We start from the raw sequence: 10,355 nt of genomic DNA on the forward strand, positions 1-10,355 counted from the left end.
GTGGTGTCCAACAACATCGCCAACGTCAACACCACCGGCTTCAAGCGCGAGCGGGCGGTGTTCGAGGACCTGCTGCACCAGAACATCAACCAGGTGGGCGCCAACTCCACCCAGGACACGCAGCTGCCGAGCGGGTTCTCGATCGGCACCGGCGTGCGCGTGGTGGCCACCGAGAAGCTGCACAGCCAGGGCAAGCTGGTGAACACCGGCAACCCGCTGGACCTGGCCGTGCAGGGCAAAGGGTTTTTCCAGATTCTGCTGCCGGACGGCACGCTGGCCTACACCCGCGACGGCAGCTTCCAGGTGGACCAGGAAGGCCAGCTGGTGACCGCCTCCGGCTACCAGGTGCAGCCGGCCATCACCGTGCCGGAGGGCGCGCAGAGCGTCACCATCGGCTCGGACGGCACCGTGTCGGTGCTGCTGCCGGGCTCGGCGACGCCTACCCAGATCGGCAGCCTGCAGCTGAGCAACTTCATCAACCCGGCCGGCCTGCAGCCGATCGGCCAGAACCTGCTGCTGGAGTCCGGCTCCAGCGGCGCGCCGCAGACCGGCACGCCGGGTCTGAACGGCCTTGGCATCTTGACGCAGGGTTCGGTCGAGAGCTCCAACGTCAACATTGCCGAGGAGCTGGTGAACATGATCGAGACCCAGCGCGCCTACGAGATGAACTCGAAGGCGATCCAGAGCGCCGACCAGATGCTGCAGTTCGTCACCAACAACCTGTGACGGGGCGTGCCATGACCCGCTCGATGCTGGCTTTGACCGGAATGCTGCTGCTGGGCGGTTGCGCCGGCGTGCAGCACAAGCCGGACCCGGACTTCGCCGCCACCTATCCCGAGCCGGTGCCGGCGCAAGCAGCGCCGCCGACCGGCGGCATTTACCCGGCCAGCTACCAGCCCGGCAACACGCTGTACCTGTTCGAGGACGTCAAGCCGCGTCGGCCGGGCGACGTGCTGACCGTGGTGCTGGTGGAGGAGACCAGCGCCAGCAAAGCGGCCAAGACCGCCACCAACAAAAAGAACTCGACCGACATCAGCAACCCGACCCTGCTCGGCTCGCCGATGCAGTTCAACACGCCGAACTTCCTGCCGCTGCAGAGCCACAACGGCAACGGCCTTGGCACCAGCCTCGAGGGCACGCGCGATTTCTCCGGCTCCGGCAACAGCAGCCAGAGCAACAGCCTGACCGGCCGCATCACCGTGACGGTGGCGCAGGTGCAGGCCAACGGCAACCTCATGGTGCGCGGCGAGAAGTGGCTCAAGCTGAACCAGGGCGAGGAATACGTGCAGATTTCCGGCATCGTGCGCCCGGCCGACATCCGCCCCGACAACACCGTGCTGTCCACACAGGTGGCCGACGCGCGCATCGCCTACACCGGCAAGGGTGCCATCAACGACGCCAACGTGATGGGCTGGCTGGCGCGCTTCTTCGTCAGCGCCATCTTCCCGTTCTGAGGATGCCGAGCATGAAACGCCTGCTGATCGCCCTGCTCGTGCTGGTCGCCGCGCCGGCCGGCGCCGAGCGCATCAAGGATCTCGCCGGCATCGCCGGCGTGCGCAGCAACCAGCTGATCGGCTACGGCCTGGTGGTGGGACTCGACGGCACCGGCGACCAGACCAGCCAGACGCCGTTCACCATCCAGAGCATCCGCAACATGCTGGCGCAGTTCGGCGTGGTGGTGCCGCCGAACGTGAATCCGCAGCTGAAAAACGTCGCCGCGGCGGTGGTGCACGCCACGCTGCCGCCGTTCGCGCGCGCCGGGCAGACCATCGACGTGACCGTGTCCTCGCTCGGCAACGCCAAGAGCCTGCGCGGCGGCAGCCTGCTGCTGACGCCGCTGAAGGGCGCCGACGGGCAGGTGTACGCCATGGCGCAGGGTTCGGTGGCGGTGGGCGGCCTGGGCGTGTCGGGGGCGGATGGCTCCAAGATCAGCGTCAACGTGCCGAGCGCCGGCCTGATCCCGAGCGGCGCCACGGTGGAGCGCGAGGTGGCCAGTCCCTTCGCCGACGGCGGCCCGCTCACGCTGCAATTGAACCGCGCCGATTTCACCACCGCCAGCCGCGTCACGCAGGCCATCAACCGCAGCTTCGGCGAGGGCACGGCGGTCAGCCGCGACGCCGGCAGCATCGACGTGCGCGCGCCGCAGGACCCGCAGCAGCGCGTGGCGTTCGTGTCCATCATCGAGAACATCGATGTCGCCCCGGCCGATGCCCCGGCGCGGGTGGTCATCAACACCCGCACCGGCACGGTGGTGATGGGCGGCGACGTGCGCGTGTCGCCGGCGGCGGTGTCGCACGGCAGCCTCACCGTCACCATCGCCGAGCGCGCCGACGTCAGCCAGCCGGCGCCGTTCTCACGCGGCGAGACGGTGGTCACCCCGCGCAGCCAGATAGAGGTCAGCGAAGAAAAGAAACCGATGTTCCTGTTCGGGCCGATCGTGACGTTGGCGCAGGTGGTGGAGGCCGTGAACCGCGTCGGCGCCGGCCCGTCGGACCTGGTGGCGATCCTGGAGGCGCTGCGCGAGGCGGGCGCCCTGCGCGCCGAGCTGGTGGTGATCTGACGCCCATGCAGCCGGCCATCGTCTACACCGACCCGACCGCGCTGGCGGACCTCAAGCGCGCCGCCCAGGCCGACCCCGCCGCGGCGGCGCCGCAGGTGGCGCGCCAGGCCGAGGCGCTGTTCCTGGGCGAGCTGCTCAAGACCTTGCGCAGCAGCAGCCTGGGGCCGGGTCTGCTCGACGGCCCGCAGGCCGACATGTACCGCGACCTGCTACACCGACAGCTGGCGGTGCAGCTGAGCGAGCACGGCGGGATCGGTTTTGCCGACGCCATCGCGGGCGCGGTCGGCGGACAGGCGCCGGCGAGCCGACCGGCGTCGGGCCCGCCCGGCCTGCCGCGTGGCCTGGCCGGCTTGCCGGCGCTCGGCCGCCCGGCGGGCGCCGATGCCAGCGCTGCGGCCGGGTTCGACTCGCCAAGCGCCTTCGTCACCGCGCTGTGGCCGCATGCGCAGCGCGTCGGGCAGGCGCTTGGCATCGACGGGCGGGTGATCCTGGCCCAGGCGGCGCTCGAAACCGGCTGGGGCGAGCGCCTGCCGCGCACGGCCGACGGCCAGCCGAGCCACAACCTGTTCGGCATCAAGGCACACGGCTGGGGCGGCGCGGTGGCGCGCGCGCCGACGCTGGAGTTCCGCGACGGCACCCTGCAGCGCGAGTCGGCCGAGTTTCGCGCCTACGGCTCCTACGCCGAGGCCTTCGACGATTACGCGCGCTTTCTCACCGAAAACCCGCGCTACCGGCAGGCGCTGGCGGCCGGCGACGCGGCCGCGTTCGCGCATGGCCTGCAGGCCGCCGGCTACGCCACCGATCCCGCCTACGCCCGCAAGATCCTGGACGTGCTGGGCAGCCCGCTGCTGGCCGATCTGGGCGGCGCGTCCGACGCCGGAGGTCTGGCATGAATTCGCTCAACATCGGCGTGTCCGGCCTGCTGGCCTTCCAGCGCTCGCTGGACGTCACCTCGCACAACATCAGCAACGTCGCCACCGACGGCTACAGCCGCCAGCGGGCGGAGCTGACGCCGGCCAATGCGCAGTTCCTGTCCGGCAGCTATTACGGCAGCGGTGTGCAGGTGAGCACCGTGCAGCGCGCCTACGACCGCTTTGCCACCACCGAGCTGTGGGGTCAGACGGCGGCCCAGAAGAGCCTGCAGACGGTGGCCGACCTCAGCACGCGCCTGGGCGCGCCGCTGTCGGACGCCTCGTCCAGCCTGCAGGGGGCGCTGTCCGATTACTACGCCGCGCTGCGTACCGTGGCGGCCGCCCCGCAGGACGCCTCGGCGCGCCAGGCGGCGCTGTCCGGCATGCAGACGCTGGCCAGCCGGGTGCACATCCTGGACGGCGCGCTCGGTTCGCTCGAGCAGGAGGTCAACGGCCGCATCGGCGCTACGGTGACCCAGATCAGCGCGCTGGCCGGGCAGGTCGCCGACGTCAACCGGCGCATCGCCGCCGCCGGCACGGCGCCGCCGAACGACCTGCTCGATGCCCGCGACCGGCTGCTCGGCCAGCTGGCGAGCAAGATCGCCGTGCAGACCGTGCCGCAGGCCGACGGCACCGTGAACGTGATGGTCGGCACCGGTCAGGCCCTGGTCAACGGCGCGCAGGCATACACGCTGTCGGTGGGTGGTGGGCCGTACGACGCGGTGCGGCCGGAGGTTTATTTCACCGGCAGCAGCGGCACCGGCGCCGTCACCGAGCAGATGACCGGCGGCGAGCTGGGTGGCCTGCTCGATTTCCGCCGCCAGGTGCTGGACCCGGCGCGCGCCGCGGTGGGCCGCGTGGTGGCCGGCGTGGCCATCACCGCCAATGACCAGCACCGGCTGGGCCTGGACGCCACCGGCCAGCTCGGCGGCGATCTGTGGACCGACCTGTCCGGTGCGCCGCGCGTGCTGCCGGCCGCCGGCAACAGCGGCGACGGCAAGGTCAACGCCACCATCTCCGACCTGGCCGGCCTCACCGACAGCCGCTACCGCCTGGCGCGCGATGCGGGCGGCTACAGCCTGACGCGCCTCGCCGACGGCAAGGTGTTCACGCTCAGCGGCTTTCCCGGTACACCCGAGACGGTCGATGGCGTCACGCTGAGCCTCGCCTCCGGCGCCCTGAACGTCGGTGACAGCTATCTCATCGACCCCACCGGCGATGCGGCGCGGCAGTTCGATCTGGTGGTCAGCGACCCGGCGCGGCTGGCGTTGGCGGGACCGGTGCGCAGCGCGGCGGCGCTCACCAACACCGGCAGCGGGCGCATCGGCACGCCAGGCGCCGTGAGCGCGTCGGGCGATCTGCTGCAGGCGGTCACCATCACCTTCACCTCGGCCACCACGTTCGACGTCACCGATAAAAACGGCAACGCGCTGGCCTCCGGTGTTGCCTACGACCCCGCCAGCGGCGCGACGCTCGAATACAACGGCTGGAGCGTGCGCCTGGAAGGCGCACCGGCCGCCGGCGACACGTTCCGCATCGAGCCGAACACGGGCGGCAGCGGCGACGGCCGCAACGCCCAGGCGCTGGCCGGTCAGGAATCGGCGCTGGCGCTCGAAGGCGGCCGGGCCAGCGCGCTGACCAGCTACGCCGGCCTGCTGGCGCGGGTTGGCAGCGCCGGTCAGCAGGCGCGCATCGGCGCCGAGGCGCGCCAGGCGCTGGTCGACCAGGCGCAGGCGGCGCGCGAGGCGGTGTCCGGCGTCAACCTCGACGAGGAGGCCGCCAACCTGGTGCAGTTGCAGCAGGCCTACCAGGCGGCGGCGCAGGTCATCTCGATCAGCGCCAGCCTGTTCACCAGCCTCCTGAACGCGGTGTCCAGCTGATGCGCGTGTCCACGGCCGATTTCTATGCCCGCTCGCTGGCCACCATGCAGCGGCGCGAGAGCCTGGTGGCGCAGGTGCAGCGCCAGCTCGGCAGCGGCCTCAAGCTCGAAAACCCGGTCGACGATCCGGCCGGCGCGGCCAGCGTCAGCCGCTACAGCGCCGCCCTGGCGGCTGGTGATGCGTTCGACGCCACCGTGCAGCGCGCCAACGCCGCCCTGTCGGCCGAGGAGGGGGCGCTCGCCAGCGTGGGCGACGTGCTGCAGCGCGTGCGCGAGCTGACCGTGCAGGGGCAGTCGGCGGCGCAGTCGGTGCAGTCGCGCGCCGGCCTGGCGGCCGAGGTCGAGGCCCTGCGCGGCCAGCTGCTGGCGCTCGCCAACAGCCGCGGCCCGGACGGTGAGCACCTGTTCGCCGGCTACAGCGTGAACACGCCGCCGTTTCAGGACAGCAACGGACAGGTGCAGTACGTGGGCGACGGCGGCCAGCGGCGGCTCGAGATCGGCCCCGGCAACAGCATCGCCATCGCCGACGCCGGCCAGGCGGTGTTCGCCGGCGCGCCGGCCGGCAACGGCACGTTCGTCGCCGCCGCGGCGCCCGGCAATACCGGCACGCTGCAGGTGGGCGCCACCGCGGTGGTGGGCAGCTTCGTGCCGGACCAGTACACGGTGAGCTTCGGCACCGCCGCCGACGGCAGCATCAGCTACACCGTCAGCGGCGCCAGCGCCGGCCCCGTGGCCAGCGGCAGCTACCACGACGGCGACACGCTGAGCTTCAACGGCGTGTCGCTCGACCTGTCCGGCACGCCGGCCGACGGCGATACGCTGACCGTCCAGCCGGCCGGCAAGCAGGACATGTTCGCCCTGCTCGGCGAGCTCGCCGCGGCGCTGCGCCTGCCGGACGACACGCCTGCCCAGGGCGCCGCGCAGGTGACGCGCCTGAACCGCGTGCTCGAGAACCTCGACCAGCAGCTTGCGCACGTGTCGTCGGTGCGGGCGGATGTGGGGTCGCGCCTGAAAGCCGCCGAGGTCGCCGCCGATGCCAGCGCCGGCGCCAAGCTGCAGATCGAGCAGGCCCTGTCGGCCACGCAGGATTTGGACTACGCCGACGCCTCGACGCGCCTGGCCCAGAACCTGACCGCGCTGCAGGCGGTGCAGGAAACCTTCAGCCGCCTGGCCGGCCTGTCGCTGTTCAACTACCTGCGTTAAGCGCCCGCAGGGTCCGCGCCGGTGGCGGCATACGGCCGCCGCCGGCGCCGGGCGAAGGGGCCCGCTGTGTTAGACTTTGCGGCACGTCGAGGCGCTTTTTCTGCCGCCTGACGCGGCTTTTCACCGGTTCCGGTGCCCGCCCCGGGCGCAGTCCCGACCGTCCGCAGTCAGCGCGCCCAGCCGCGTACTCCTGCCCACATTCCCCAGTTTGGCGACAGCATGACCGAGTTCGCCCGCGAAGTAATAGCCGCGAACATCGAGGACGAGTTAAAGCGCTCCTACCTCGATTACTCCATGAGCGTGATCGTCGGGCGGGCGCTGCCGGACGTGAAGGATGGCCTGAAGCCGGTACACCGGCGCGTGCTGTACGCCATGCACGAGTCCGGCCACCACTGGAACCGGGCGCACGTGAAGTCCGCCCGCGTGGTCGGCGACGTGATGGGTAAGTACCACCCGCACGGCGACGCCGCCATCTACGACACGCTGGTGCGCATGGCGCAGCCGTTCTCGCTGCGCTACCCGCTGATCGACGGCCAGGGCAACTTCGGCTCGGTGGACGGCGACTCGCCGGCCGCCATGCGCTACACCGAATCGCGCCTGTCGCGCATTGCCAGTGAACTGCTGGCCGACATCGACATGGACACGGTCGATTTCGTGCCGAACTACGACGGCAAGGAGCGCGAGCCGGCGGTGCTGCCGTCGCGCCTGCCGAACCTGCTGGTGAATGGCGCCACCGGCATCGCGGTCGGCATGGCCACCAACATCCCGCCGCACAACCTGACCGAAGTGGTCAACGCCTGCGTGGCGCTGATCGACGACCCGGACATCGACCTCGACGGCCTGATGGCGCACCTGCCGGGGCCGGATTTTCCGACCGCCGCCAGCATCAACGGCGCCGCCGGCATCCGCGAGGCTTACGCCACCGGCCGCGGCAAGATTTACCTGCGCGCCCGGGTCGAGATCGAGGAAGACAAGAAGACCGGCAAGGCGAGCCTGGTGATCGTCGAGCTGCCGTACCAGGTCAACAAGGCGCACCTGCTCGAAAAGGTCGCCGAGCTGGTCAAGGAAAAGCGCATCGAGGGCATCACCGAGATCCGCGACGAGTCCGACAAGGACGGCATGCGGGCGGTGATCGAACTGCGCCGCGGCGAGGTGCCGGAGGTGGTGTTGAACCACCTCTACCAGCAGACGCAGCTGCAGTCGGTGTTCGGCATCAACATGGTGGCGCTGGTGGACGGCCAGCCGCGCCAGCTCACGCTGCGCGAGGTGCTGGATGCCTTCATCCGCCACCGCCGCGAGGTGGTGAGCCGGCGCAGCCTGTTCGCGCTGCGCAAGGCGCGCGAGCGGCTGCACATTTTGGAAGGTCTGGCCGTGGCGCTGGCCAACATCGAGCGCGTGATCGCGCTGATCCGCGGCTCGCAGACCACCGACGAGGCGCGCGCCAAGCTGACGGCAGAAGGTTTTTCGCCCGGCTTCGTCGGCGAGATGCTGGCCCGCGCGCTGGCCGCCGACGCGCAGCGCCCGACCGAAACCGGCCGCGGCCTCATCGACGGCGCGTATTACCTGAGCGACCGGCAGGCGCAGGCCATCCTCGACATGCGCCTGCAGCGCCTGACCGGCCTGGAGCGCGACAAGATCGTCGACGAGTACGGTGAGCTGGTGGCGCAGATCATCGACCTGCTCGACATCCTCGGCAGCGAGGCGCGGCTGCTGTCCGAGATCCGCCGCGAGCTGCTGGAGATCCGCGACCAGTACGGCGACGCGCGGCGCACCGAGATCGTCGCCAACCGCCTCGACCTCACCTCCGAGGACCTGATCGCCGAACAGGACCTGGTGGTCACCTTCTCGCACCAGGGCTACGTCAAGGCGCAGCCGGTCAGCGAGTACCGCGCCCAGCACCGCGGCGGCCGTGGTCGGTCGGCGGCGCGCGTCAAGGAAGAGGACTTCATCGAGCGGGTGTTCGTGGCCAGCAGTCACGACACGCTGCTGTGTTTCTCGAGCGCCGGCAAGGTGTACTGGCTCAAGGTCTACGAGCTGCCGCTGGCCGGTTCCGGCAGCCGCGGCCGGCCGATCGTGAACCTGCTGCCGCTCGGCGAGGGCGAGCGGGTGAGTGCGGTGCTGCCGGTGCGGCAGTTCGCGGCCGACCGCTACGTGCTGTTCGCCACCCGCCGGGGCCTGGTCAAGAAAACGGCGCTCGCCGACTACTCCCGCCCGCGCAGCGCCGGCATCATCGCGCTCGACATCCTGGACGGCGACGCGCTGGTCGACGTGGCGCTCACCGGCGGCAGCGATCACGTGCTGCTGTTCACCGACGACGGCAAGGTGCTGCGTTTCGACGAGCGCGACGTGCGTGTCATGGGCCGCGACGCGCGCGGCGTGCGCGGCATGAGCGTGCGGGACGATCAGGCCGTGATCGGCATGGTGGTGGCGCAGGCCGACGGCGACATCCTCACCGTCACCGCCAACGGCTACGGCAAGCGCACGCCGCTCAGCGACTACCCGCTGCGCGGTCGCGGCGGCATGGGCGTCATCTCCATCCAGACCACGCCGCGCAACGGCCCGGTGGTGGGTGCCGTGCAAGTGAGCGACGACGCCGAGGTGATGCTGATCACCAACGCCGGCACCGCCATCCGCACCAAGGTGGCCAGCATCTCGCGCCTGGGCCGCAACACGCAGGGCGTGAAGCTGATGGGCGTGGGCGAGGGCGAGCAGCTGGCGGGCCTGGCGGTGGTGGCGCCCGAGGATACCCAGACGGACGACGACGAGGCTGGCGGCGATGCGCCGGCCGATGGCGCCGCGCCGGAGCCCGGCGATGCCGGGCCGGCCGCGCCCGACACTGGCGACGAGTGATGGCAGCGGCCGCCCGCGCGGGCGGCCCGGACATGGAGACCACGATGGCACGCGTATACAACTTCAGCGCCGGCCCGGCGGTGTTGCCGGAACCCGTCCTCGAGCAGGTGCGGGACGAGCTGCTCGACTGGCACGGCAGCGGCATGTCGGTGATGGAGATGAGCCATCGCGGCAAGGAGTTCATCGACATCCAGCACCAGGCCGAAGCCGACCTGCGCACGTTGCTGGGCATTCCGAGCAACTACAAGGTGCTGTTTTTGCAGGGCGGTGCCAGTTTGCAGTTCTCGATGGTGCCGCTGAACCTGCTGCCGGTGGGCGGCAAGGCCGATTACGTGCTGACCGGCTCCTGGGCCAAGAAAGCGGCCGCCGAGGCCAAGCGTTACGGCACCGTCAACATCGCCGCCAGCAGCGCCGAGACCAACTTCAACCGCATCCCAACCCAGGCGGAGCTGAAGCTCGACCCCGGCGCCGCCTACGTGCACATCACCGGCAACAACACCATCTTCGGCACCGAGTACCACTACACGCCGGACACCGGCGCGGTGCCGCTGGTGAACGATGCCTCCAGCAACATCCTGTCGCGGCCGCTCGACGTCAGCCGTTTTGGCCTCATCTACGCCGGCGCGCAAAAAAACGTCGGCCCGGCCGGCCTCACGCTGGTGATCGTGCGCGACGACCTGATCGGCCGCTGCCGCGAAGGCGCGCCGACCCTGCTCGACTACGCCATCCACGCCGAGAACGATTCCGCCTACAACACGCCGCCCACCTTCGCCATCTACGTGGCGGGGCTGGTGTTCAAGCACCTGTTGGCGCTGGGCGGCCTGCCGGCGGTCGAGAAGGCCAACATCGAGAAGGCCGAGCTGCTGTACGGCTTGCTCGATCGCAGCAGTTTCTACCACTGCCCGACCGAGCCGGCCAGCCGCTCGCGCATGAACGTGCCGTTCACGCTGGC

The 10,355-nt window shown here is 70.7% G+C and carries 8 protein-coding genes; all 8 read left to right on the forward strand.

Annotation, left to right across the window (positions count from 1 at the left end; genetic code table 11):
* The coding region (flgG, locus tag PHC73_RS05980) for a flagellar basal-body rod protein FlgG (RefSeq protein ID WP_300125664.1) at nt 1-726 on the forward strand (726 nt) is incomplete at its 5' end.
* An 11-nt stretch (nt 727-737) separates the two neighbouring features.
* Nucleotides 738-1,454, forward strand: a complete 717-nt coding sequence (flgH, locus tag PHC73_RS05985; RefSeq protein ID WP_300125667.1) for a flagellar basal body L-ring protein FlgH — start codon at nt 738-740, stop codon at nt 1,452-1,454.
* A 2-nt stretch (nt 1,455-1,456) separates the two neighbouring features.
* A complete protein-coding gene (locus PHC73_RS05990) occupies nt 1,457-2,560 on the forward strand; it encodes a flagellar basal body P-ring protein FlgI (protein WP_366949814.1) in 1,104 nt (367 codons plus the stop codon).
* Nucleotides 2,561-2,565: 5 nt separating this feature from the next.
* Nucleotides 2,566-3,453, forward strand: a complete 888-nt coding sequence (flgJ, locus tag PHC73_RS05995) for a flagellar assembly peptidoglycan hydrolase FlgJ (protein ID WP_300125672.1) — start codon at nt 2,566-2,568, stop codon at nt 3,451-3,453.
* Nucleotides 3,450-5,351 carry a flagellar hook-associated protein FlgK gene (flgK, locus tag PHC73_RS06000; protein WP_300125675.1) on the forward strand — a complete coding sequence of 634 codons (1,902 nt, stop codon included), beginning with the start codon at nt 3,450-3,452 and terminating at the stop codon, nt 5,349-5,351. The genes flgJ and flgK overlap by 4 nt, the downstream gene beginning before the upstream one ends.
* Nucleotides 5,351-6,553, forward strand: a complete 1,203-nt coding sequence (gene flgL / locus PHC73_RS06005; RefSeq protein ID WP_300125678.1) for a flagellar hook-associated protein FlgL — start codon at nt 5,351-5,353, stop codon at nt 6,551-6,553. Before flgK ends, flgL begins: the two co-directional genes overlap by 1 nt.
* A 219-nt stretch (nt 6,554-6,772) precedes the next feature.
* Entirely contained in the window at nt 6,773-9,403 is a 2,631-nt protein-coding gene (gene gyrA / locus PHC73_RS06010) for a DNA gyrase subunit A (protein WP_300125681.1), read from the forward strand.
* 44 nt (nt 9,404-9,447) lie between these two features.
* On the forward strand, nt 9,448-10,355 hold a 908-nt coding region (gene serC / locus PHC73_RS06015), incomplete at its 3' end, for a 3-phosphoserine/phosphohydroxythreonine transaminase (RefSeq protein WP_300125684.1).

This window comes from Immundisolibacter sp. (assembly GCF_028696615.1).
In the GTDB taxonomy this organism is placed as follows: domain Bacteria; phylum Pseudomonadota; class Gammaproteobacteria; order Immundisolibacterales; family Immundisolibacteraceae; genus Immundisolibacter.

Excerpts from the sequence above, each read along its gene's own strand:
- flgH (WP_300125667.1), top strand. The coding sequence starts at position 738 with ATGACCCGCTCGATGCTGGCTTTGACCGGAATGCTGCTGCTGGGCGGT.
- PHC73_RS05990 (WP_366949814.1), top strand. The coding sequence starts at position 1,457 with ATGCCGAGCATGAAACGCCTGCTGATCGCCCTGCTCGTGCTGGTCGCC.
- flgJ (WP_300125672.1), top strand. The coding sequence starts at position 2,566 with ATGCAGCCGGCCATCGTCTACACCGACCCGACCGCGCTGGCGGACCTC.
- flgK (WP_300125675.1), top strand. The coding sequence starts at position 3,450 with ATGAATTCGCTCAACATCGGCGTGTCCGGCCTGCTGGCCTTCCAGCGC.
- gyrA (WP_300125681.1), top strand. The coding sequence starts at position 6,773 with ATGACCGAGTTCGCCCGCGAAGTAATAGCCGCGAACATCGAGGACGAG.
- flgL (WP_300125678.1), top strand. The coding sequence starts at position 5,351 with ATGCGCGTGTCCACGGCCGATTTCTATGCCCGCTCGCTGGCCACCATG.